Annotated in this window: 19 protein-coding genes; 14 read left to right on the top strand and 5 right to left on the bottom strand. The window is 63.4% G+C overall.

Features of this window, described 5'->3' with window-relative positions; translation table 11 throughout:
* Window positions 1–15: 15 nt before the first annotated feature.
* A complete protein-coding gene (locus LDN85_RS21840; RefSeq protein WP_026541026.1) occupies window positions 16–519 on the bottom strand; it encodes an NUDIX hydrolase in 504 nt (167 codons plus the stop codon).
* A gap of 196 nt (window positions 520–715) precedes the next feature.
* Here LDN85_RS21840 and LDN85_RS21835 point away from each other — a divergent pair, with 196 nt between their 5' ends.
* The 5 genes from LDN85_RS21835 (at window position 716) to LDN85_RS21815 (ending at window position 6651) form a co-directional block, all read left to right on the top strand.
* Entirely contained in the window at window positions 716–2185 is a 1470-nt protein-coding gene (locus LDN85_RS21835) for a CCA tRNA nucleotidyltransferase (protein WP_223944265.1), read from the top strand.
* Entirely contained in the window at window positions 2182–2763 is a 582-nt protein-coding gene (locus LDN85_RS21830; protein WP_026541028.1) for a histidine phosphatase family protein, read from the top strand. The genes LDN85_RS21835 and LDN85_RS21830 overlap by 4 nt, the downstream gene beginning before the upstream one ends.
* Window positions 2764–3372: 609 nt before the next feature.
* Complete coding sequence (locus LDN85_RS21825; RefSeq protein ID WP_167332893.1) at window positions 3373–3513, top strand: hypothetical protein; 141 nt, start codon at window positions 3373–3375, stop codon at window positions 3511–3513.
* A 189-nt stretch (window positions 3514–3702) separates the two neighbouring features.
* Window positions 3703–5199: a glycosyltransferase 87 family protein gene (locus LDN85_RS21820; protein ID WP_091553661.1), complete on the top strand. Its 1497-nt coding sequence runs from the start codon at window positions 3703–3705 to the stop codon at window positions 5197–5199.
* Between the two features lie 6 nt (window positions 5200–5205).
* Window positions 5206–6651 carry an NAD(P)/FAD-dependent oxidoreductase gene (locus tag LDN85_RS21815; protein WP_026547788.1) on the top strand — a complete coding sequence of 482 codons (1446 nt, stop codon included), beginning with the start codon at window positions 5206–5208 and terminating at the stop codon, window positions 6649–6651.
* A gap of 15 nt (window positions 6652–6666) precedes the next feature.
* On the opposite strand, the gene LDN85_RS21810 is transcribed toward LDN85_RS21815, so the two are convergent.
* Window positions 6667–7272 (bottom strand): NAD(P)H-binding protein, encoded by a 606-nt coding sequence (locus tag LDN85_RS21810; RefSeq protein WP_026547787.1) that lies wholly within the window; start codon window positions 7270–7272, stop codon window positions 6667–6669.
* Between the two features lie 83 nt (window positions 7273–7355).
* Between LDN85_RS21810 and LDN85_RS21805 the strand changes: the two genes are divergently transcribed.
* Window positions 7356–7754: a helix-turn-helix domain-containing protein gene (locus tag LDN85_RS21805; RefSeq protein ID WP_026541031.1), complete on the top strand. Its 399-nt coding sequence runs from the start codon at window positions 7356–7358 to the stop codon at window positions 7752–7754.
* Between the two features lie 48 nt (window positions 7755–7802).
* Here LDN85_RS21805 and LDN85_RS21800 read toward each other — a convergent pair whose 3' ends face one another.
* Complete coding sequence (locus LDN85_RS21800; RefSeq protein ID WP_026547786.1) at window positions 7803–8504, bottom strand: ABC transporter ATP-binding protein; 702 nt, start codon at window positions 8502–8504, stop codon at window positions 7803–7805.
* 24 nt (window positions 8505–8528) lie between these two features.
* Complete coding sequence (locus tag LDN85_RS21795; protein WP_091553657.1) at window positions 8529–9608, bottom strand: ABC transporter permease; 1080 nt, start codon at window positions 9606–9608, stop codon at window positions 8529–8531.
* A gap of 194 nt (window positions 9609–9802) precedes the next feature.
* On the opposite strand from LDN85_RS21795, the gene LDN85_RS21790 reads away from it, so the two are divergent.
* The 8 genes from LDN85_RS21790 (at window position 9803) to LDN85_RS21755 (ending at window position 23190) form a co-directional block, all read left to right on the top strand.
* Window positions 9803–11080 carry a sensor histidine kinase gene (locus LDN85_RS21790; protein ID WP_223944264.1) on the top strand — a complete coding sequence of 426 codons (1278 nt, stop codon included), beginning with the start codon at window positions 9803–9805 and terminating at the stop codon, window positions 11078–11080.
* Window positions 11077–11733, top strand: coding sequence for a response regulator transcription factor (locus tag LDN85_RS21785; RefSeq protein WP_026541035.1), 657 nt, complete (start codon window positions 11077–11079; stop codon window positions 11731–11733). Before LDN85_RS21790 ends, LDN85_RS21785 begins: the two co-directional genes overlap by 4 nt.
* 205 nt (window positions 11734–11938) lie before the next feature.
* Window positions 11939–15787: an NPCBM/NEW2 domain-containing protein gene (locus LDN85_RS21780; RefSeq protein ID WP_223944263.1), complete on the top strand. Its 3849-nt coding sequence runs from the start codon at window positions 11939–11941 to the stop codon at window positions 15785–15787.
* 107 nt (window positions 15788–15894) lie between these two features.
* Window positions 15895–17952, top strand: coding sequence for a penicillin-binding transpeptidase domain-containing protein (locus LDN85_RS21775; protein ID WP_223944262.1), 2058 nt, complete (start codon window positions 15895–15897; stop codon window positions 17950–17952).
* Window positions 17953–17966: 14 nt separating this feature from the next.
* A complete protein-coding gene (locus LDN85_RS21770) occupies window positions 17967–19223 on the top strand; it encodes an FAD-dependent oxidoreductase (protein ID WP_223944261.1) in 1257 nt (418 codons plus the stop codon).
* Window positions 19224–19406: 183 nt separating this feature from the next.
* Window positions 19407–21089, top strand: coding sequence for an ATP-binding cassette domain-containing protein (locus LDN85_RS21765; RefSeq protein ID WP_026541039.1), 1683 nt, complete (start codon window positions 19407–19409; stop codon window positions 21087–21089).
* A 149-nt stretch (window positions 21090–21238) separates the two neighbouring features.
* The gene (locus LDN85_RS21760) at window positions 21239–22006 is read left to right on the top strand and encodes a DeoR/GlpR family DNA-binding transcription regulator (RefSeq protein WP_026541040.1); all 768 of its coding nucleotides are present in this window, start codon (window positions 21239–21241) and stop codon (window positions 22004–22006) included.
* On the top strand, window positions 22003–23190 hold the full coding sequence (locus LDN85_RS21755) for an MFS transporter (protein WP_026541041.1): 1188 nt from the start codon (window positions 22003–22005) through the stop codon (window positions 23188–23190). The genes LDN85_RS21760 and LDN85_RS21755 overlap by 4 nt, the downstream gene beginning before the upstream one ends.
* Here LDN85_RS21755 and LDN85_RS21750 read toward each other — a convergent pair.
* Window positions 23135–23839, bottom strand: coding sequence for a phosphatase PAP2 family protein (locus LDN85_RS21750; protein ID WP_223944260.1), 705 nt, complete (start codon window positions 23837–23839; stop codon window positions 23135–23137). The two genes, LDN85_RS21755 and LDN85_RS21750, sit on opposite strands and share 56 nt — an antisense overlap.
* Between the last annotated feature and the right edge of the window lie 18 nt (window positions 23840–23857).

Genomic DNA, 23857 nt, shown 5'->3' with positions numbered 1-23857 from the left:
TCCCACGTACCCGGCTCAGAGGTGTTCGGGCAGCACTTCCCGTGCCAGGTCGGCGATGCGGCGTTCGTTCGGGAAGGACAATTTGCGGGCCAGTTCCTGGATGGGAACCCAGGCAGCGTCAACGGCTTCCTGATCGGGATCGTTCTCGATGGTCAGCTCGCCGCCGGTTGCCTGGAGCAGGAAATGGTGCACGGTCTTGTGGACGCGGTGCCCGCTCACGGTGAACCAGTAATCGATGCTGCCCAGGGGCGCCAGGATGCTGCCTTCGATGCCGGTTTCCTCGGCGATCTCGCGGACAGCAGCTTCCTCGTTGTTCTCACGGCCTTCCGGATGTCCCTTCGGGAGGCACCACTCAAGCCGGCCACCCCTATTAAGGCGGGCGATGATCGCAACCCGGAGTTCGCCGTCGGACGTGTCTACTACAACGCCACCGGCTGACACTTCCTCCACAGTGGGAAGCGAGGCCTGCACCGGGTGCTGCTGGGCAGGCGCGACGTGTGCACCGATTGCCGACGGCAACGGTGCGTTTGTCCTCCTGCCAGGAGCGCTCGGGATCGGGTTGGCCATGAGGTCCACTCTAACGACTCTTGCCCTCGAGTGATGACCGGGACATGGCCACAAGATGGACTGCAGGAGATGCTCCGCGGACACATGCCCGATTTCGCATGGAACAGTGGCCCACTGCGGAGCAAAAATCTGCCAAGCTTAAGGAACTATGGCGCACGTATTGGACAGCTCTTCAGTTAACTTCACCATCGATCCGGTGGTGCTCGACCTCGGGCAGCGTTTTGTCGATGCCGGCTTTGAGCTGTCCCTGGTGGGTGGACCCGTGCGCGACCTCTTCCTGGGCAGGACATCCCCGGACCTCGACTTCACCACCGATGCCACACCGGACCAGACCATTGCCGTCATCAAGAAGTGGGCGGACAACTTCTGGGAAATCGGCCGCGCCTTTGGCACCATCGGGATGAAGAAGGACGGCTTCCAGATTGAAGTCACCACCTACCGCGCGGAGGCTTACGACCCCGATTCGCGCAAGCCGGTGGTGGCGTTCGGCAACTCCCTGACCGATGACCTCCTGCGGCGCGACTTCACCATCAACGCCATGGCGCTGCGTTTGCCCAGCCTGGAACTCGTGGATCCGTTCGGCGGCGTCCGTGACCTCCATGCCTCCGAACTGGCCACGCCCGGAGCGCCCGAGGCGTCCTTCTCGGACGACCCCCTGCGCATGATGCGCGCTGCCAGGTTCGCGTCCCAGCTCGGCGTGTCGGTCCACGACGACGTGCGGCTCGCGATGTCGCAGATGGCCGACCGCATCAAGATCATTTCCGCGGAGCGGGTCCGTGAGGAGTTGGTCAAACTTATTAACGGAGCACACCCCAGGGTGGGAATCGACCTCCTGGTGGACACCGGGCTCGCCGAATTCGTGCTTCCGGAAGTTTCCGCGTTGCGCCTCGAAGCCGATGAGCACCACCGCCACAAAGACGTCTACCAGCACTCGCTTCAGGTCCTCGAACAGGCGGCGGCTTTGGAAACCGGTCCGGACGGCCCCGTGCCCGGCCCTGACTTTGTGTTGAGGTTCGCTGCGTTGATGCACGACGTCGGAAAGCCGGCTACGCGCCGTTTCGAACCGGGCGGCGCGGTGAGCTTCCGCCACCATGACGTTGTGGGATCCAAACTGACGGCGAAGCGGATGAAAGCACTCCGGTTCGACAACGACTCCATCAAAGCCGTGTCCCGCCTGGTGGAACTGCACATGCGCTTCTACGGCTACGGCGACGCCGGCTGGAGTGACTCCGCGGTCCGGCGCTACGTGACCGACGCCGGCCCCCTCCTGGAACGCCTGCACCGCCTCACACGATCCGACGTCACCACGCGTAACCAGCGCAAGGCCGACCGCTTGTCCTTCGCCTACGATGACCTTGAGCAACGCATCTCGACGCTCTTGGAGCAGGAATCGCTGGCAGCTGTAAGACCGGACCTTGATGGAGCGCAGATCATGGCACTCCTGGGAGTCAAGCCCGGTCCCGTGGTGGGTAAGGCCTACAAGTTCCTTCTCGAAGAACGGATGGAACACGGGCCGCTGTCCCCCGAGGAAGCCGAGCAGAAACTCTTGGCATGGTGGGAAGCACAACCCGAGTCCGCCGTCGTCGAACCTTTGACCGAAACCGAGGAGCTTTCATGAACGCTGCGACTTCCCCACGTCCGCAACTCTGGATCCTGCGCCACGGCGAGACCGAATGGTCCAAGAGCGGCCAATACACGGGCCTGACCGACCTTCCCCTCACTGTCGAGGGTGAGCAGCAGGCAGTGGAGGCCCGGAAGGTCCTGGAAGGCATCGACTTCGACCTCGTCCTGACCTCGCCACTGCGCCGCGCCCGCCGCACCGCGGAACTGGCCGGCTATCCGGAGGCCGTGCACGAGCCGCTGGCGGTCGAATGGAACTACGGCGACTACGAAGGCATCAGCTCGGACCTGATCCGCAAGGACAACCCGGACTACCTCATCTGGACCGACGGCGTACCCAACGGGGAGACCCTGGACGAGGTTGCCGCCCGGGCCGACAAGATCATTGGGCGGGTCCTGGAATCCGGAATGGACAATGTCCTGATAGTGGCCCACGGACATTTCTCCCGTATCCTCACGGCCCGCTGGCTGGAAATGGACGCCCGCGAAGGCCGGCACTTCATTCTGGGGACTGCCAAGGTTTGCACCCTGGGTTGGGATAAGCGGACGCCGGCAATTGTGCGTTGGGGCCTCTAAACCGGGAATTTAAAAAAACTTTTGGCGAAATGCCTAATTTCGCTGGTCAAACTCCTTCTGTATGCGGTAGCTTATATCTTGTTCCCAGAGCGATCCGCCGGGAACAAGGCGCGCATTCCCTGGTTCAGTCAGCCGGGAGAATGCCACAGCAGGTCCTCGTGACCAGAAAAGGAGGTTGGGAAAAATGATTACTTTGACTAGCGGACGGAAGTTGACCGTCACTGCTGCCCCGGCCTCTGCTGATGATCGACGCCATTTTTGCTCTCTGACCCACTCCTGAACCATCCGGACCGGCCTTGACGCCGGCGGTGTTCTTGTCGGCCTCCTTCCCTGGATGGCCGGGTAGTCAGTTGTAGGCGCGGACCCACGCAGCATGCCGCGGGTGCGCAGTTTCCCCATAGTTCGGAACCAGCTTCTTGTTGGGTCGACTGCCGGAAGCACGCGCAATTGTGCACGGCGTTTCAGGATTTCCTGATTCAGTCCGCTTAATCCCCTTTATTAGCCTCGGCCTTTTATGCCCTTTTTACGCCTTGATTTCTTTCGAATTCATATGGCTCTAATTGTTGTGCCTAAACGCCGGATTAGTTGCCCCCGGAAAGGAGGTGAACCATGCGAAAACGCCCGGAAGACATGCGATTCTTCAAGAGCACCAATGCTCCCAAGGACCGCACCCTGTTCAACGGCCAGCTGCTCGACCAGCACCGTGAAGACGTCTACGTTGTCCTGCACCAAATGGGACTCATCCGTTGATGTCCTTCACACTGCCCCGAAGGAGTTCAGGTGCCACACATTCATGCTGAACCTCAAGGAGCCCACGCGGCTGCGCGTGGGCTCCTCCCTTTTAAGGGCCGCTTAACGTCCGCCTTGGTGCTGCTACTTTGTGCTGCCACCCTGCCGGGTGTGATGCTGCAGGCCAAAGGGTGACTGTAAGCTCGATCCATGCAGGAGACGAAGCCGCACCGGCCGCAAAAACGTGCCCGCTTTGTGGTTCCGAGCCGCAGCGACTCCCTGCTCCGGAACTTCACGGAGCTGATAGGTGGCCCGCTGGGCAAGCATGCGTCTCCAGGACGGGTTTCCTCCGGGCCGTTCACTGTTGAGCGGGTCCTCATTGTCCTTACCGTGCTGGCAGCACTGCTGGCCGTGCTTGCCAAGGAGTACTGCCGGGTCAACGGGTGGCAAACGCCCGGCCAGTTCTACGCCACCTGTTACTCCGACTTCCCTGAGCTCTTCAAGAACCGCGGCCTGGGCGACGGCGTCTTCCCGTTCTTCACCCAAGGCAGCTTGTTCGAGTACCCCGTCCTCATGGGGATCATTGCCGGTATCACGGCAATGATGGTGCCGGGCCAGGGAGTGGGCAGCGAACGCATCCTTGGCTACTTCGATATCAACGCCACGCTCATAGTTGCCGTCTGGATACTCACGGTTCTTTTGACGGCCCGCATCAACAAGCGGCGCCCGTGGGACGCGGCCATGGTTGCGGTGGCACCGGGCATCATCCTTGCCGGCTTCATCAACTGGGATATGTGGGCTGTGGGGCTGCTCGCCCTGGGCATGTACTTCTTCTCGCGGGACAAGCTTGTCCTTGCGGGTGTGTGCATAGGGCTCGGTACTGCCACCAAGTTGTATCCCGTCCTGATTCTGGGCGCGGTACTGGTCCTCGCGCTGCGTTCGGGCAAGCTGCGGGCGTTCTTTGTGACCGCCGGGGCTGCCCTGGCATCGTGGCTTGCCGTGAACCTTCCCATCGCGGCGATGAACCCCTCCGGCTGGCGCTACTTCTTCGAGTTCACGCAGGAACGCCCCGCCGGCTACAGCTCGCCATGGTTTGCCTACAACCTGGTGGCGGACCGGCTTCAGTGGATGCAGATGAATGCCGCAACCATCAACTCGCTGGCTCTTTACCTGTTCATCATTGCCTGTGCGCTGATTGGCGCCCTGGCATTGTGCGCGCCGCAGCGGCCCCGGATCGCGCAACTGGCGTTCCTGATAGTTGCCGCCTTCATCCTTACCAACAAGGTCTACTCGCCGCAGTTTGTTATCTGGCTCATTCCGCTGCTGGCCCTGGCCCGGCCGCGCTGGCGCGACTTCCTCATCTGGCAGGCAGCCGAAGGCCTGCACTGGGCGGCCATCTGGATGTACCTGGGCCAGGCAACCAGTGGGGGTTCCGTCCAGCACAACATCGATATGTCCTACTACGTCCTTGCCGTCGGCCTGCACATGGTGGCCACGGCCTATCTGATGGCCCGCGTGGTCCTGGATATCTGGGATCCCGCCCAGGACCCCCTGCGTATCCACGGCGAGGACGATCCCCATGGAGGGCCCTTTGACGGCGCCCGGGACTGGCTGAGGATTGACCTCCTCCGTCCTTCACGGTCCCTGCTGCCTTGGCGCGCCGCCCAAAGTGTTCCCGAATCCCGGAAGCCCAGCGAGCGGAGGTAGAAAGCAATGGTGGATGTCGCCGTCGTCGGAGCCGGTCCCAACGGACTGGCGGCCGCAGTAGTCATGGCCCGCGCCGGCCTGGAGGTTGAACTTTACGAGGCCGCCGAGGCCATTGGTGGTGGTTCGCGAACCAGCCAACTGATGGAACCGGGCTACCTCTACGATGTCTGCTCCGCTGTGCACCCCATGGCACTCGCGTCGCCGTTCTTCCGCGCCTTTGAACTTTCCCGGCGCGTGGATCTGCGGATCCCCGAAGTCCAGCACGGTACTCCGCTGGACGCAGGGGGCGCTGCGTTGGCCTATCAGTCCTTGGAACGGACCGCACTGGAACTTGGCGTTGATGGTGACGCATACCGGCGGCTCCTTGGGCCGTTGGTGAAGCGTGCCGACGGTGTGGTGGACTTTACGTCCAACCAGCTGTTGCGCCTTCCCAAAGACCCCATGGCGGCTGTCATGTTCGGGCTGGCCACGCTGGACCAGGGGACGCCGCTGTGGAACCGCCGCTTCCGCGAAGAGGCCGCGCCTGCGCTGCTGACGGGTGTCATGTCGCATGCCCTGGGTTCCCAGCCGTCCCTCAGCTCGACCGGGGCCGGGCTCCTGCTCAGTATTTTGGCCCATGCCGGCGGATGGGCCATCCCGGTGGGCGGTTCCATGTCCATCGCCAGGGCCATGGCGGACGACCTGATTGAGCACGGCGGAAAAATCCACGTGGGAGAACGAGTCAACTCGCTGGACCAGATCCGTCCCGCGAAGGCCATTCTGCTGGACGTCGCCCCGCCCACGCTGGCACGGCTGGGCGGACCCGAAATCCCCGACCGCTACCGGCATGCACTGGAAACGTTCCGGTTCGGGAATGCGGCGTGCAAGGTGGACTTCATTCTCTCTGCGCCGGTCCCTTGGCTCGACCCCGGGCTGGCGAAGGCAGGAACGGTCCATGTAGGTGGGTCCCGACGGGCCATGGCTGAGTCGGAGAACCTGGTGGATATGGGAAAGCACCCCACCGAGCCCTATGTCCTGGTGTCGCAGCCATCGGTAGTGGATTCAACCCGCGCTCCCGAGGGCAAGCATGTCCTGTGGTCCTATTGCCATGTCCCTGCCAACTCCACGGTAGACATGGCGGAAGTCGTCACGGCCCGCATAGAGCGGTATGCCCCCGGCTTCCGGGACGTCGTGGTGGCTTCGCAAACCACGACGGCGGCTGAACTGTCTGCGTACAACGCGAACTACGTTGGGGGTGACTTCAGCGCCGGGCTCCTGGACCTGCGCGGCCTGGTGCAACGGCCTGTGGTCTCCAACGTGCCGTGGAGGACGCCGGTGCAGGGGGTCTACCTTTGTTCCTCGTCCACTCCGCCCGGACCCGGAGTCACAGGAATGCCCGGATACCACGCTGCCAAACACGCCCTTAAGGACATCTTTGGAATGCAGGTACCCGGGCTGGGCCTGGGGTTGTAGCTGCCAGGGCCTGTATCAGTTGGCTGCCGTGAAGCGGGCGCGGCGGTGGGCCGGGGTTTCGATCTCGTCCAGCATGGCTACTGCGTAGTCCTGCGTAGAGATTGCGTTGCCGGCCGGTGAATCCTTGGCCACGGTGTATACGCCGGTGCGTTCGCCTGGCTGGATCACCGGGGCGGGGGCAAGCACGGTCCAGTCCACGGATTCCGGGGTTTCCTTGACTGCCTCGAGTGCCTTGCCGGCGGTGGTGGCCTCAGCCTTGTACGCCTCCGGGAAGTCCGGTGAATCGAGCAGGCGGACACCATCGATTTCCAGGGTGCCGGCACCCCCTACGATCATGAGGCGGGTTCCTTCGGCGTTGCTGTAAGCGGCTGCCATGGCATCGAGCCATTCTCCGTGGTCACCGCCGGTGCGGCTGGGACCCGTCGCCAACACAACGACGTCGTGTTCCTTTGCAATGGAGGCAAACGCCTGGGCGTCAGCCAGGTCTGCGGCCTGGGCGGCGGCACCCGGGACCTCTGCACCCTTGCGGGAGATGGCCGTGACCTGGTGGCCGCGGGTGATGGACTCGTTGACGATCTGGCTGCCGACCATGCCCGTTGCGCCGTAGACTGCGATTTTCATAGCTCTCCTTGGGGTTGGTATCCTTGCAATAACACAAAGGTATCCATTGGATACTGATAGCTTCAAAGGAACTGAGTTACCTCATGGATACTAATGACCTGGCCGGAAATGTCCTGGACCCCAACTGCCCGTCGCGCGTGGTCTTCCAGCGCATCGGCGATAAGTGGGCATCGCTGGTGATCCAGGTTCTGGGCGACGGTCCCGTCCGCTTTTCCGAACTGCGCAAAATGGTAAACGTAGTTACCCCGAAGGTCCTGACGCAAACACTGCGCACCTTGGAACGCGACGGCCTGATCACCCGAACCGTCTACGCCCAAGTGCCGCCGCGCGTGGAATACGAGCTAACCGACCTGGGCCAGTCCTTGCTGCAGCCTCTCACCCTGCTGCGTCGATGGGCTGAGAGCCACGTGCCCACCATCCTGGAAGCGCGGGATGCCTACGACGACGCGCAGGACGAAGCTCTCCTCGGCTCACCCAACTGAGTAACAGCTCTTGCTGCAATGAGGCTCCAGTGGGACGTTTACTGTCACCTAGTTGGGCTGCGCAGACGGGACCACGGATCGGCTGATCCTTCCGTCCCTCATGGTGGCAACTGCATCGGTAATGGGCAGGAATTCGGTGTCGTGCGTGACCATGACGGTGGCCGTGGAGAACTCATCGGTTACCTGCCGCAGCAGCCGGACGATCGATTCGCTCCGTTCGTGATCCAGTGCCGCCGTTGGTTCGTCAACCAGCAGGACACTGGGACTCCCCATGAGGGCGCGGGCGATATTCACCCTCTGACGCTGGCCGCCGGACAATTGATGTGGCCTCTTGGACCCGGCCGCGGACAGACCCACAACATCCAGGAGATCCTCGGCCTTGCGACGGGCCTCCTTCACCGACTTGCCGCGAAGATGCTCGCGGAGGAGCAATTGCTCGACGGCGGTTAGGGAGGGAAGGAGGTTGGGTTGCTGGAAGATGATGCCCACCTTGTCCCGGCGCAGAGCCGTGCGTTCGGCCTCCGTGAGGACGGAAACGTCCTGCCCATCAATCACCACGGTTCCCGCAGTTGGCTTGACCAGGGTGGCAGCGACAGCGAGCAAGGACGATTTGCCGGATCCGGACGGGCCCACCAAGGAGAGGAATTCGCTCCTGTGGACCGGGAGGCTGACGGCGTCCAGAGCCTTCAGGACGGACCCGCCGTCGGGATACTCCAGTGAGACGTTGAAGAGATTCAATGCAGTGACCATCGTGTATTCCTTTCGAGGAATGTATTAGTTGCCGCCGAGGGCAAGCAGCGGATCAACGGAAACGACCTTCCGGACTGCCAGCACCGCGCCGGCCAGTCCCAGCAGCACGATCCCTGCCACCGGAAGAAGGGTTGTCAGCGGAGTGATCAGGAAGGGCGCCGCTTGGGCGGCAAAGACGCCTGCAACCAAGCCAATGGCACCGCCCACGGCTGCGCCGGTCACCAAGACCATTGCTGCCTGGGCCAAAGCGTCCTTCAGGACGTACGCGGAGGATCCACCCAGGGCTTTGAGTACGGCGATGTCGCGGGTTCGCTGGACAGTCCAAACCGTCAGGAAGGCAACAATCACCAGAGCAGAGATGCCGTAGAGAAATGCCTGCATGAGCATAAGTGAGCCGTTCTCACTCTTGTACGAGGACAGGGCCTGGAACGAGCCCACAGGATCGGAGCTGACCGTGCCGGCCGCCGCATTGGCGGCATCGATGTCCAAGGAGGTCCCGGCGTCGTGCGTGACGGCCAGGACGGTAGCGGTACCGGGTGCCGCATGGGCGATGGTCCGCCAGGTTTCAAGGGTGGTCCAGATGACCCCGGTGTGTGAATACCACTGGTCCTCCACAACATCGGCCACGGTCAGTTCCGAACCGCCCACCCGGACCCGGCTCCCTTTCGAGAGGGACAGTTCCCCGGCCAGGGTTTCGCCGACCACCACCGTCCCGTCCTGCACGGCCGATGGCGCAACTGCTCCGCCGAACACACCTACATTCGCGGTTCCGCTCGGTGTGCCGGAACTGTCCAGGGACTGGAACCGGGTTTGGCTGATTCCCACTGCCTTCGCCGATGAAACCCCCGGTTGTTCACGCCAGGTCGCCAGCTGGGAGGCCGATACTTCGGACTCCGTATAGGAGGCTTTAGGCTCTCCGCCGGCGGGTGCGCCGAAGACAATCTGTTGAGCGGGGAGTGCCGCAATGGCCGACGTCGACTGGTTGCCCAAGCCTGCCGTCAACCCGGAGAGCATGACGAGCAGCAGGGTGATCAAGGCGACCACGCTGCCCATGAGCGCGAAGCGGCCCTTGGCGAACCGGAGGTCGCGGATGGCGAGAAACATCAGAATCCTTTGCTTGGTGCGGGCTTGATCCCGGCATAATCAACTCTTCCGCTGATGGGTCCGCAGCACATCGGGAGCCGGATGGATTGCTTGCCGTCGAGGGGTTGAGGGGCTGATCATCCGAATGGTTGATTCGGGCGCGGTGCGCGGAAAACCGGGCTGGGTGGGGGACGCCGGGGGATACGCTGGGACGCATGCAAACCACCGGTGCCGCCACCATCCTCCGCGTGCTGCGCGTGAGCCTGCATGTAGGGTTCGCGGTGCTGCTGCTGGTGGCAGTTGTCCGCCTGCTGGCCGGAGTTGGAACCGCCGGTGCGCCGTCATCGGTGGCCATTGCCGCGGGATTGGGTTTATCAGCCGTGCTGGCCCTGGTGTATTTGGCCGGCACCGTCCTGGAGAAGCGCTACGCCGGTGATGCCGGCCGCTTCAACCCCACGCCGTACGCCCGCTGGTGGCTGGGGGCGGTGATGCTGCTATGGCTGCTGCTCCTGCTGGTCAGCGGTGACTTCGCCTGGGTGGCCTTCCCCCTGTTCTTCCTGCAACTCCACCTGCTCCCCCGGCGCCTTGCCCTCCCCGCCATTGCCCTGAGCACGGCACTGCTGGTTGGTGCTTTGTGGTTCCACAGCCGGGATTCGGTTGATGGCGGATTGCAGCCCGCCATGGTCCTGGGGCCGGTGTTCGGGGCTGTTTTCGCCGTGGTTACCGGCCTTGCCTACCGGGCCTTGTTCCTCGAAGCCGAAAACCAGCGAGCCGTGGCCGACGACCTCCGAAGGACGCGGGCTGAACTGGCACAGACCCAGCACGACGCCGGGATGCTGGCCGAGCGTGAACGGCTGGCCCGCGAAATACACGACACCCTGGCCCAGGGATTCTCCAGCATCGTCCTCATGGGCCGGTCAGCTGAGAAAGCCCTCGATGACGGAGACACGTCCGTGGCCAAGGAGCGCCTGAAGATGGTGCAGGACACCGCGTCCGGCAATCTCGCCGAGGCCAGGAGCTTTGTCCGGGGCCTGAGGTCGCCGGACCTTGAGCAGTCCGGCTTGGTGGACACTCTGCGCAGGCTCTGCGAAAAGACCGAGACGGAAGCCGCTGCCAGGGGAACCTCCCTGCGATGCCGCTTCGAGCTGGTGGGCACCCCGGTTGAGCTGCCCAATACGTTCCAGACCACCCTGCTCCGGGCCGCCCAGGCTTCCCTCGCGAACGTGTGGGCACACGCCCAGGCCAGTACCGCCGTAGTGACTTTGTCGTTTCCAGGCACGGAGGTGACGCTTGACGTTTTCGACGACGGCGTTGGTTTTGAGTCGTCGACGGCGGCCGGTACAGCGCGCGGCGACGGCACCGGCGTCGGTCTCATGAGTTTGCGGGAGCGGCTGGCTGCGTTGGACGGCAGCCTGGAGGTGGAGTCGGCGCCCGGTGAAGGAACAGTGGTGGCCGTCAGGGTGCCGTTGCCGGCCGAAGAGGGTGCTTCATGAGCGAAATCAGGATCTTGTTGGTGGACGACCATCCCGTGGTGAGGGCGGGCCTCCGGGCCATGCTGGCTGATTTCCCGGGGGTGACGGTTGTTGCCGAAGCATCCGACGGCGACGCTGCGCTGGCTGAGTTGGGCAGGTTCCATGCACTCGGCGAACCGGTGGACCTGGTGCTGATGGACCTGCAGATGGGCAGCGGCATGGACGGCGTCACGGCCACCGGGAAGATCAAAGCGGGTGAGGCCGGGACTCCCCCGCCGCCCGTGCTGATTCTGACCACCTACGACACGGACGCGGACATCCTTGCGGCGGTGGAGGCCGGGGCCAGCGGCTACATGTTGAAGGATGCCCCACCCGAGCAGTTGCGCCAGGCCGTCCTGTCAGCAGCGGCAGGGCAGACTGCGCTGGCACCTGAAGTTGCGGCACGTTTAATGGGACGGATCCGAAATCCCGCTCCCGTGCTGAGTGGGCGGGAAGTCCAACTCCTGGAACTGTTGGCTACGGGGATGAGCAACCGTGCCATGGCCAAGCAGCTCTTCATTTCCGAGGCCACGGTGAAGACCCACCTGGTGCACATCTACTCCAAGCTCGGGGTGGATAACCGCACGGCTGCCATCGCCGTGGCGACGCAGCGCAGGATCATCCGCGGACACTGAGTCCCGGCCGGTTGGCCTCGCTCACCCGAACCCAGCTGAGGCGCTTTAGTGCGCTTCAAGAGCCTTCCAAACGCGCAAAGAGGCGACCTGTTGGGTAAGTTAATTTTGGTTAAACGGTTGACCTTTGGGCTTTTTGCAGTGACGATTAGTGCACGTTTCGCTATGAGTTAGATCACAAAAAGTCACTCGTCGAAAGTTGGCCCCCATGTCCGCACCCTCGCTGGGTCTGTCCGGAGCTGCGCCCAACAGCTTCGGATACATCAGAAAACGTTCGCTGGCCAGGAAGGCAGCCTCTCTTGGCCTTGCCTCGCTGCTCCTCGCCGGAAGCATCCCCGCACTCACCTTCGCTGCGGCTGCCACTGCAGCTCCCGGCGATCCGGCCGCCATCAAAACAGTCACCCCGGAAGTCCCGGTTGACGCTGCCGGAATCCCGCTCGGCGCGGTGACGGGTTTTACCCAGTCCGGCAACGTCGTAGACCTAACAGCAGAGAAGGGGGCCATCCGGGTCACGTTCCTGGATGAGGCCAACTTCCGCCTGGAAGCCGATCCCAGCGGAAAATTCACCGACCCCGCCAACACAGATCAGGGCGATCCCGCCAGGACAGCCAACATCGTGGTGGGCAAGGACAAGTTCCCCGGCGCCACCCCGGCAGTTACCGACGGTGACTGGCTGGGCCTGAAGACAGCCAGGATCAGCGTGGAAATCAACAAGGCCACCACACAGCTTCGGGTGGTCAGGGCCGACGGCTCACTGGTGCTGGAGGAATCCGCGCCCATCACTTTTGGTGCCAACTCGGCTACCCAGCATCTCGCCCAACAGGACGGTGAGCAGTTCATCGGCGGCGGCATGCAGAACGGCCGCTCTGTCCACACCGGCGCCCTGATCAACATCGCCAAGAACTTCGACTGGGACGACGACGGCTACCCCAACGCAGTTCCCTACTACATGTCATCCAAAGGTTACGGAGTCCTCCGCGATACGTTTGCCCGCGGCTCCTACAACTTCGGTGGCCAACCCACCACTACCCACGAGGAAAAGCGGTTCGATGCCTACTACTTCGTGGGGGACTACAAGCAGTCACTCGGCGCCTACACCACCCTGACCGGCAAGCCGATGATGCCCCCGGTCTACGCACTGGAATACGGCGATGCCGACTGCTACAACCGCTCCAACCCCGGCTATTCCTCTTCCGGCTATGGCGATCCTGATGGCGCCAAGCAGCGCACCCCGGATGCCATCAAGACCGCGCGGAAGTTCGTTGAGAATGACATGCCGGCCGGCTGGATGCTGGTCAACGACGGCTACGGCTGCGAATACCAGCAACTTCCGGAAACCGTGAGCAACATTGAGGAAGAAACCGACCTCAAGGTAGGCCTGTGGACGCAGCGCTCCCTGACCAACCAGGAATACGAAGTGGGAGAGGCCGGCGTTCGGCTCCGCAAGCTGGACGTCGCATGGGTGGGCCAGGGCTACCGCCAAGCGCTCACAGGCTGCGAGGCAGCACACGGCGGTATTGAGCAATACTCCAACGCACGTGGCACCTCACTGATGGTGGAAGGCTGGGCGGGGTCCCAGCGCTGCGGCATGCAGTGGACGGGTGACCACTCAGGAAACCTCGACGCCGTCCGCTGGCAGGTCTCGGCCCTCACCGGCGCCGGCAACTCAGGTTTGGCATTCACCACGGGGGATGTTGACGGCATCTTTGGTGGCTCTGCTGAGTCCTATGTCCGCGACCTCCAGTGGAAGGCCTTCGCTCCGGCGCTCTACTCCATGTCCGGCTGGGCTGCTACTGACAAGCGCCCATGGCTCTACGGTGACGAGGCCACGGCCATCAACCGCCAGTACCTGCAGCTCCGCCAGCAACTCATGCCGTTCATCTACACGTTGGCCCAGGAATCCTCCACCACCGGCGTTTCGATGATGCGCTCCATGGCCCTCGAATTCCCCGACCAGCAGTGGTCTTACGGAGCTGAGGCGAACAACCAGTTCATGCTCGGCTCTGATTTCCTGGTGGCTCCGGTGTTTACCCAAACCGACGTCCGCAACGGAATCTTCCTGCCTGCAGGCCAACAGTGGGTGGACTACTGGACGGGCAAGCTCTACCAGGGCGGCCAGATCCTCAACGGTTACAACGCCCCGCTGGACAAGCTTCCGGTGTTCGTCCGCGCCGGCGCTGTCATCCCGCAGGGCCTCGTGGCCCGAAATGCCTCCTTGGTCCCCGAAGACTCCATGATCACTTTGGATGTCTACGCCCAGGGCCAGGACACCTTCACCCTCTATGAGGACGACAAAGTCACCCGTGAGTTCAAGGACGGAAAATCCTCCAGTCAGGTCTTCGCAGTGGATGCTCCGGGCAAGGGCAACAGCAGTGTGAAGGTCTCCATCGGTGAGCGGAAGGGCGATTACACCGGCAAGGCCGCAGCCCGCCCCTACGAACTGAAGGTCCACGCGGGAGCAGCCCCCAAGGATGTGAAAATCGGAGGGACCAAGCTCGCCCAACACACCACCCAGGCCGCCTACGCAGCAGCAACCACCGGCTGGTTCTTCGATGAAGCCAACAACGGCACCATCTGGGTAAAGACCGGCTCCATCGCCTCCAACCAATCGGCCACGGTGCAGCTTCAACAGGCCGGCCCGCTGGGAGGCAAGAGCCAGGAGGACACCGCAGCCGAGGTCCGGGTGACCACGGGCGGGCAAGTCTTCCAGGACCAGGAAACCACGGTCACCGCGGCATTCGTGAACACCGGTACCAAGGCCAAGACCAACGTGGTCCTTACCCCTGTTCTTCCCGAGGGATGGACAGTGGTTTCTTCCTCCGGAGCCACAGCGGCCAAGGTTGAAGGCGGCGCGGACACCACAGCCACGTTTGTCATCAAACCTGGCTCCAGCGCGAAGGCGGGTCAACAGACCGTGCGGGTTTCGGCGTCGTACTCTGCTTCCGGAAGCACGCAGACGGTGACCGGCGGAAACCAGATCTACGTCGCCTACGGTTCCCTGGCGGCGGCTTACAACACGGTTTCGGTCACCACCGTGGCGGGCAAGGCGCTTGGAAACTTCGACGGCGGAGGGGCCACCTTCGCTGCAGAGCAGCTGGCTGCCGCTACGGTTCCGGCCGGTGGTGTCCGCCCGGGTGGCACGGTCACAGTGGATGCAGGGAAACCGACGCAGGTTGATTACACGTGGCCGTCCGTGGGACCGGACGTGCCCAACTCGGTGGCTCTCTCAGCCCAGACCATTGCCGTCAAGGGCAAGGGCACCCACCTGGCCGTCCTCGGATCCGCTGCGGTAGGAAATGGCACCAGTCCTACTCTTACCCTGACATATGCCGATGGAAGCATAGAAAATCAGTCCATCTTCTTCCCCAACTGGTTGCAGCCCTCGGTGTTGAACGGGGCAGTCCTGGCCGTATCCGAGCAAGGCCGCAACAACGCCAACGGGCCGTCGCCGGAGTACACGCAGTACAAGTACCAGGCGTTCTCCAACACCGTCCGTTTGAACCCCACCAAGGAACTGGCGTCCGTCACCCTGCCGACTGACACCCGGGTAAAGTTCTTCGACTGGAAGGTGACCTCGCAGCCCTTGCCGGCCGTTCCGGTTGGCTCTGTGTATGCCTCCGAAACCCCATGGGTCCAGGCTCTGAACGGCTACGGAGTGATCGGAAAGAACGTGGCCAACAAAGACTCTGCATCGTCCCCGGACGTGCCGCTTGCCATCAATTACACGGACACGGCCACAGGGAAACAGCCCGTATTCACCAAGGGCCTGGGGGTCCACGCTGCCTCGAAGATCACGTACTACCTGGGCGGAAAGTGTTCGTCCTTCACCTCACAGGTGGGTCTCGAGAGCGGTTTTGGCGGCAACATCGTCTTCAAGGTCAATGCCGACGGTGTGAACAGGTACCAGTCGCGCACGTACACCCCCGGGTTCGCGCCGGAGTCAGTATCTGTTGACCTGACAGGTGCGGCTTATGTGGAACTGGTGGTTGACCCGTCCGGCTCCATCAACGGCGCACACGGCGTGTGGGGTGATGCCAAGTTCACCTGCGCTCCTTAGTTCGGTTTTCCAGGCAGCCGCCGCGTGCCCGACCCTTTCCGGGGATGGCAGGCGGCGGCTGTCCGCTTCCCGGGCACAACAAGAAACTGTCAGGGGAACGGGGCATAATGTCGCAAATGGGGAAACTGAAGATGCAGCAAGGTTTTGTTCTTGGTCTCGTGGCGTTGGTGATGGGTGGTTCACTGACCGCGTGCGATGACGGGCGATCGGGTGCGGAGGGCGCTGCCAAGCAGCTCGCTTCCTCCCTGGCAGCGCTCGACGTCGGTTCGCTCGCCGTAGACGGCAAGGACGCTGCCGCGGCCAACGATGAGCTGAAAGCCGTTTTCGCCGGCTTGGACGCCAACCCCTCGGTTGTCTCCGGGGAGGTAAAGCTCGACGGCGACACCGCCACCTTCCCGCTTAATTACAGCTGGAACATCGGCTCGGCCAAGTGGGAATACAGCTCCGAGGCCACCCTGAAGAAATCGGGTGACAAGTGGGCGGTCCAGTGGACTCCGTCCCTGCTGGCGCCGGAACTCTCCGATGGTGAGACTTTGTCCGTCACGACTGTTCCTGCCCAGCGCGGCCAGATCCTTGGAGCCGGCGACGCCCCGATTGTCCAGGACCGGCCCGTCTTCCGGGTGGGCATCGACAAAACCAAGGTAGCCGCCGAGCAGGCCGATGCCGCTGCCCGCGCCATGGCGGCGCTGCTGGGCTTGGATGCCGAAGAGTACGCCAAACAGGTTGCCGCCTCCGGACCGCAGGCCTTCGTGGAGGGACTGGTCCTCCGTGCCTACACCGCCGAGGTCACCGAGGCCAAGATCAAGGCCATCCCCGGTGGCGTGAGCATCCTGGACTCCATGGCCCTGGCCCCCACACGCACCTTCGCCCGGGCCCTGCTGGGCAGCGTGGGCCAGGCCAGCGCAGAACAGATCGAGAAATCCAACGGGGCCCTGCGTGCGGGAGACACCACAGGCACAGGTGGCCTGCAGCAGAAGTACGACTCCCTCCTGCGCGGCAAGGACGGCGTGGAAGTGGTGGCCACCCCCGCTGAAAAGGCCGAGGGCGAAACCCCAGGTCCCAAGGTGTTCTTCTCATCCCTTCCCGCTCCGGGAACCACCCTCAAAACCACCCTGGATTTGAAACTGCAGCAGCTGGCCGAGGAAACCTTGGCCGGGATAGAGCCGGCTTCCGCCATCGTGGCGCTCAGGCCGTCCACCGGTGCCGTGCTGGCCGCAGCATCCGGGCCTGGGAGCAACGGCTACAACACTGCCCTCCTGGGCCAGTACGCCCCCGGTTCCACCTTCAAGATTGTTGATTCCCTTGCCATGTTCCGCAACGGCGCCACCCCGGACTCAAAAGTGGAGTGCCCGTCAACGTTGACCGTGGACGGACGCACGTTCAAGAACGCCGAAGGCTACCCCGAGAGTTCGTTGGGCACTGTTGCCTTGCGGGATGCCTTTGCGCACTCCTGCAACACAGCTTTCATCAACGCCCGGGAAACGGTCAGCCAGGATCAACTTGAGTCCGCCGCCCAGGCTTTGGGGGTTGCGGTCGAAGCCCCCAAGCTCGGCGCAGACGCCTTCCTGGGTTCGGTTCCCGGGGCCGCTGAAGGAACTGAGCACGCCGCATCCATGATTGGTCAGGGCAAAGTCCTCTTCTCGCCGCTCTCGGCCGCTGTCATGGCGGCTTCCGTCGCCAACGGGGCTCCGGTTTCACCGCAGCTCGTGCTCAACGCCGATGCTGCCCAGGATCCCAGCGCCGCTTCGGACCCCGGCGCTACCGGCGCTACGACGGAAAGCGGCTCCGCCCCGCCGTCGTCCGACGCAGCAACATCCAGCGCAGCAGCATCCGGTGCAGCCTCCGCTGCGGCCTCGTCCGCTGCGGCAACCGCCGCGCCGGCGTCCACCAAGCCGATTACCAAGGAAGAAGCCGCCTCCCTGGCGGACATGATGCGTGCCGTGGTCACCTCCGGACATGCGGGCTTCCTGGCCCAGGTGCCCGGCGCACCCGTGGGCGCAAAGACGGGCACCGCAGAGTTCGGAAACGACAACCCGCCCAAGACCCACGCCTGGATTGTGGCGACCCACGGGGACCTGGCGGTCGCAGTGTTTGTTGAAGACGGCGGGCTGGGTGCCACCACCAGCGGCCCGTTGTTGAAATCGTTCCTGACCGCGGCGGGCTGAATCGGAGGCTGAACATGGCAGCGAATACCCAGTGTGTAGTGGCGGGCGGAGGGCCGGCCGGGATCGTACTGGGATTGCTGCTTGCCCGCGCCGGCGTGGAAGTCACCGTGCTGGAGAAACACGCTGACTTCCTGCGTGATTTCAGGGGCGATACTGTTCACGCCTCCACCGTCAGGCTCCTTGACGAGTTGGGTCTGGGCGAGGGCTTCCGTGCCCTTCCCCAAAGCAAGCTGGGCAATTTCCGCCTACCCGTCGGATCGGATGATTCGGTAGTCCTGGCTGATTTTGGGCGGCTCAAAGCCCCGTACAACTACGTCGCCATGGTGCCGCAATGGGACCTGTTGAACTTCCTGGTCGAAGCGGCACAGCAGGAACCCAACTTCACGTTGCTGATGAATACCGAGGTGACGGAACCGCTGACGGACACGGCAGGAGCGGTTGTTGGAGTTGCGTACGGAACACGCGATCCGCAGACGGGGGCGCTGACGGGACACGGTGAGCTGCGGGCGCCACTGACCGTTGCCTGCGATGGACGTGGTTCAGTCCTCCGCAGGAAGGCCGGCCTGGTTCCACAGGAGTTTCCCGTGCCCTTTGATACCTGGTGGTTCAGGATCCCCCGCACTCCCGGCGAGGACGAACCACTGGCTTCCATTGCCCCGCGTTTTGGCAGCTCAGACGTCCTGTTGAGCTTGACCCGCAAGGATTACCACCAGATCGCGTACTTGGCGGCCAAAGGCTCGGACCCCCAACTGCGGGCTGCAGGAATTGAGGCGTTCCGTGGCAAGGTAGCCGCTTTACGGCCGGACCTGGCCGACCGTGTGGAAGCCATCGAATCGCTGGACGATCTGCACCTGTTGGACGTGAAACTCAACCGGCTGTCCCGGTGGCACAAGCCCGGGCTGCTGCTCATAGGGGATGCAGCCCATGCGATGTCCCCTGCCGGTGGGGTGGGAATCAACCTTGCGGTGCAGGATGCAGTGGCGGCGGCGCGCCTGCTCGCAGGGCCGCTGCTGACCCAAACACTCGACGACGGCCACCTCGCCGCGGTCCAAAGGCGGCGCTGGCTTCCCACCGTCCTGATCCAATTCTTCCAGCGCGTGCTGCACCGTGTGGTGTTTGCACAGGTCATGGCCGGGAAACAACCCAAACCTCCCAGGCCGCTGGTCTTTGTTGTGCGGAAATTCCCCTGGTTCGGGAAGCTTCCTGCGCGAATGATCGCTTTCGGTCCACGGCCCGAACACGCGCCCGAGTTCGCCCGGAGGAAGCCCTAGCCGGACTGCCCGTTCCTCTCCTTGACCGAGGTCCGGCCCTGTTGCTCTCGCCGACAGCGGTCCGGCCCTGTTGCTCTCCGACCGAGGTCCGGCACCCCGTTATTTCCCCCGACAGCGGACGCCGTCGGGCGGTGCCGGCTGCCGCCGTCGAGCGTTAATACCTTGCCGTGGGAGGATTGAAACGTGGCCCATATTGACGTTTCCGGCATCGACTACTTCCTCTCCGACGGCACCCAGCTGCTCAACGGTGTGACCTTCAAGGTCCCCGACGGCACCAAGACCGCCTTGATCGGACCGAATGGAACCGGCAAGACCACCCTGTTCAAGATCATCTCCGGCGACCTCACTCCGGACGAGGGCGCAGTGGGCCGCTCCGGCAACATGGGGATCATGCGCCAGTTCGTAGGCCAGGTCCGTGACGAATCCACCGTGCGCGACCTCCTGGTTTCCACAGCCCAGGCCGGGCTGGCAGCTGCCGCCAAGGCGGTTGAAGACGCAGAGCTGGCCATGATGGAGCATGACGACGAGCCCACCCAGATGAAGTACGCCCAGGCGATCGTGGACTGGGGCGATGCCGGTGGGTACGACGTCGAGACCGTGTGGGACGAAGTTTGCATGGCCGCCCTGGGGATCTCCTTCGACAAAGCGCAATTCCGCCGCGCCTCCACGTTGTCCGGCGGCGAGCAGAAGCGCCTGGTGCTCGAAGCCCTGTTTGCCGGCCCGGACGAACTCCTGCTCCTGGACGAGCCGGACAACTACCTTGACGTTCCCGGTAAGCGGTGGCTTGAGGGCAAGCTCAACGAGTCCAAGAAGACTGTGCTGTTCATCAGCCACGACCGCGAATTGCTCAACAATGCCGCCGGTCGCATTGTCACCCTCGAACCCGGAATCAATGGTGCCGGTGCCTGGATCCATGGTGGCGGCTTCGGCTCGTACGTTGAGGCGCGCGCTGATCGGAACGCCCGGTTCGAGGAACTGCGCAAGCGTTGGGACGAGGAGCACGTAAAGCTCAAGGAACTCGTCAACATGTACAAGAACAAGGCTGCTTTCCGCTCCGACATGGCCAACCGGTACCAGGCTGCGCAGACGCGCCTGGCCAAGTTCCTTGAAGCGGGACCGCCCGAGGCCCTGCCCATCGAGCAGAACGTCAAGATGCGACTGAAGGGTGGGCGCACCGCGAAGCGGGCCGTCGTGGCCGAGAAGCTCGAATTGACCGGGCTCATGAAGCCGTTCTCCACGGAAATCTGGTTCGGGGACCGCGTGGGCGTGCTCGGCTCCAACGGTTCGGGCAAGAGCCACTTCCTGCGGCTGCTCGCTACCGGAGGCACGGATCCGGAGCGCGAGCACCTGCCGGTGTCCGACGTCGTCATCGCTGAAGTTCCGCACCAAGGCACCGTGAAACTGGGTGCACGTATCAGGCCCGGATTCTTCGCGCAGACCCATGTACGGCCGGACCTTCTGGGCCGAACGTTGCTGGAGATCCTGCACAGGGGCGACGAGCACCGTTCGGGCCTTCCCCGTGAGTCGGCTGCTGGTGCCCTGGATGGGTATGGGCTGGCCGGCCAGTCGGAGCAGAAGTACGAGTCCCTGTCCGGTGGTCAGCAGGCGCGGTTCCAGATCCTCCTGCTGCAGCTCTCCGGTGCCACTTTGTTGCTGTTGGATGAGCCTACGGACAACCTGGACCTGCACTCGGGAGAAGCCCTGGAACGGGCCATCGATGCTTTCGAGGGCACTGTCCTGGCCGTGACCCACGACCGCTGGTTCGCCAAGTCCTTTGACCGTTTCATGATCTTCGGGTCCGATGGCAAGGTCTACGAGTCCGAGGAACCTGTGTGGGACGAGAAGCGGGTGGAGCGCGCCCGCTGACGCTCTCGCACATCCCCTTGGTTTCCCGCGGACGCTCTTGCACTTGCTGCAAGAGCGTTTCGCTTTGAGCCCGGGGATGTGAGAGAGGATCGAATGCGCAAATGATCACTAGTGATGATTAAATGCGCAAAGCTTGCTACGGTTGAATAATGGGAACTGCTGACCGACACCGGCTCATTGGCGAGCTGCTGCGCACCCGCGAACAAGCCACCGTGGACGAACTGGTGGACGCCACGGGAGCCTCGGGAGCCACCATCCGCCGCGACCTTGAGATACTCGCAGCCAATGGAGTCCTCAAGCGCATCCACGGTGGTGCACGCAGCCTGGTGGCACGTGGAGACAACCCCGGTTACGGCCAGCGGGAACTGGAAGACCACGAAGCTAAAACCCGCATTGCCACCGCAGTTGACGGGCTCCTCAAAGACCGCGAACACGTGTGGCTGGACAGCGGATCCACCGCCACCGAGATTGCACGCGGGCTGGGCACGCGGGAACTCACCGTGATGCCCATGTCACTCCACGGTGTTGAAGCCCTCACGCACGCCAAGGACGGACGGGCGCCCCGGCTCATCCTTCCCGGCGGCAGCCTCATCCCCGGCGAGCAGTCTTTCCGGGGACCCATGACTGAAGCCAACATCCGCTCGCTCAGGTTCGACACCGCCGTCGTAACTCCCTGCGCACTCAACCTCAAGGACGGACTGCTGGCCCACGACCTCGATGATGCGGCGGTGAAACGCGCAGGGCTGGAATCCGCGGCCCGTGTCATCGTGGCGTCGGCAGGCAGCAAGTGGAATGCCAGCGCGGTGGCTTTGGTTGCAGCCATGGACGCCGTGGATGTCATTGTCACTGACCAAAAGCCGTCCCCCGAAGATCTTGTCCGGCTCAACAAACTCTCCGTGGAAGTTGTGATTGCATGACCACCAACACCAGAAGCACCACCAACGTCAATGCCGCTGCGGTGGCGACGTTCCTGATCTTCGGCATGAACGGGTTGGTCTTTGCCAGCTGGGCCGCGCGCATTCCTGCAGTGACGGAAGCGTTGAGCCTGACCTCCGGCCAGATGGGCACCCTGCTGCTGTGCACAGCGGTGGGGTCGCTGCTGGCGTTGCCTTCGGCGGGCTGGGTTGTGGGCAGGATCGGCACTGCGAATACCGTCCGTGTGGCCGGGATCGTTGCAGGAGCTGCAGGCGCAGCCATCGCTTTCTCCCTGATGGCCGCCTCTGTGCCCGCCACGGCTATCGCCTTGTTCTTCTTCGGCATCGGAATCGGGCTGTGGGACGTTGCGCAGAACATCGAAGGCGCCGACGTCGAGCACCGGCTCAAGCGAACCATCATGCCGCAGTTCCACGCGGCGTTCTCCGGGGGAGCCTTCCTCGGCGCCTTGATCGGCGCCGGCCTTTCACAGCTGGGCGTGGGCCTCCCTGAGCATTTGCTGGTCATCGCCGCCATCGCTGTCGCCCTTGCGCTGACGGTCCCCCGCTTCTTCCTGCCCCACGAGGCCGCAGAAGTACACGACGACGGCGCTCCGGTTGCGAAGGGACCCTCCGCTTGGCGCGATGGCAGGACCCTGTTGATCGGCGTCGTAGTACTTGGTGCCACCCTGACCGAAGGTGCGGGCAACGACTGGATCGCGAAGGCTGCGGTGGACGGACTGGGTGCTTCGGAATCTACCGGTGCGCTGTTGTTCGCCCTCTTCGTCCTGGCCATGACGATCATGCGGTTCCTTGGGGGCAAGGCGATTGACAGGTTCGGCCGCGTCACCGTCCTGCGGGCCAGCATGGCAGCGGCCGCAGCTGGCCTGGCGCTGTTTGTCTTCGCAGGAAACGTGGTTCTTGCCGGTATTGGTGCGGCTTTGTGGGGAGTCGGTGCCGCACTGGCCTTCCCCATGGGCATGTCGGCCGCTGCGGATGACCCCAAGCACGCCGCTGCGCGGGTGTCCGTGGTTTCCACCATCGGCTACATAGCTTTCCTGGCCGGCCCGCCTTTGTTGGGATACTTGGGCGACCACACAGGCATCCACCTGGCTCTCCTGGCCATCGGTGCGCCTATTCTGCTCGCTCTCCTGCTTGCAGGCGTCGCGAAGCCCCTGCCGCCCAAATAGTCCGGGGACCTCCCGTTTCATTCTCTTTGACGCATACGTTCCGGAAGCGCCACCAGAGGATCAGCACTACTCCACCGGCAAGACAGGCACCGCCGAGGACATCGCTGAGCCAATGTGCTGAGAGGTAGGTGCGGCTGATCATCATGGCTATGACTCCCAGGGCAGCCAGCAGCGTCATCCACCAGCGGCTGACCAGGATGGCCAGCACCATGAGGAGAGCCGTGGTGGCAGATACATGCCCGGAGGGGTATGAACCGGTATCCGTCAGGACTTTGGCACCCACTGGCCGTTCCCTGCCCACCACCACCTTGCCCAGCTGCGTGAGCGCCAGGGCCGTCACGCCTGAGACCAGGACGAAGGTGGCCGTAAGGGGTCGGCGCCAAACGAACAGTACTGCGGCCAACACCCCGTGGAGCACCAGCATGCCCGCGTACCCTACGCCGTTCAGGACTGCGTTCACGCCATCCCAGAAGGGTGAATGCAGAGTGAACGCAAAGGCCTGCCACGTGGTGTCAACGCTGTTGAACGCGGGCTCGCCCTGCCCCACCAGGAGCATGATGCCCGGGACTATGAAGGCGCACAGCAGGAGTACGCCGGGAACCACCAGTTGCCACCCGGGTTGTTGACGTGGACGCAGGACGCGGATCATCCATTCATCGTAGCCACG

Source organism: Arthrobacter sp. StoSoilB20 (assembly GCF_019977295.1).
GTDB classification, from domain to species: Bacteria; Actinomycetota; Actinomycetes; order Actinomycetales; family Micrococcaceae; genus Arthrobacter; species Arthrobacter nicotinovorans_A.
The sequence above is the reverse complement of the archived record's forward strand: the minus strand, read 5'-3'. Positions and strand labels throughout refer to the sequence as shown.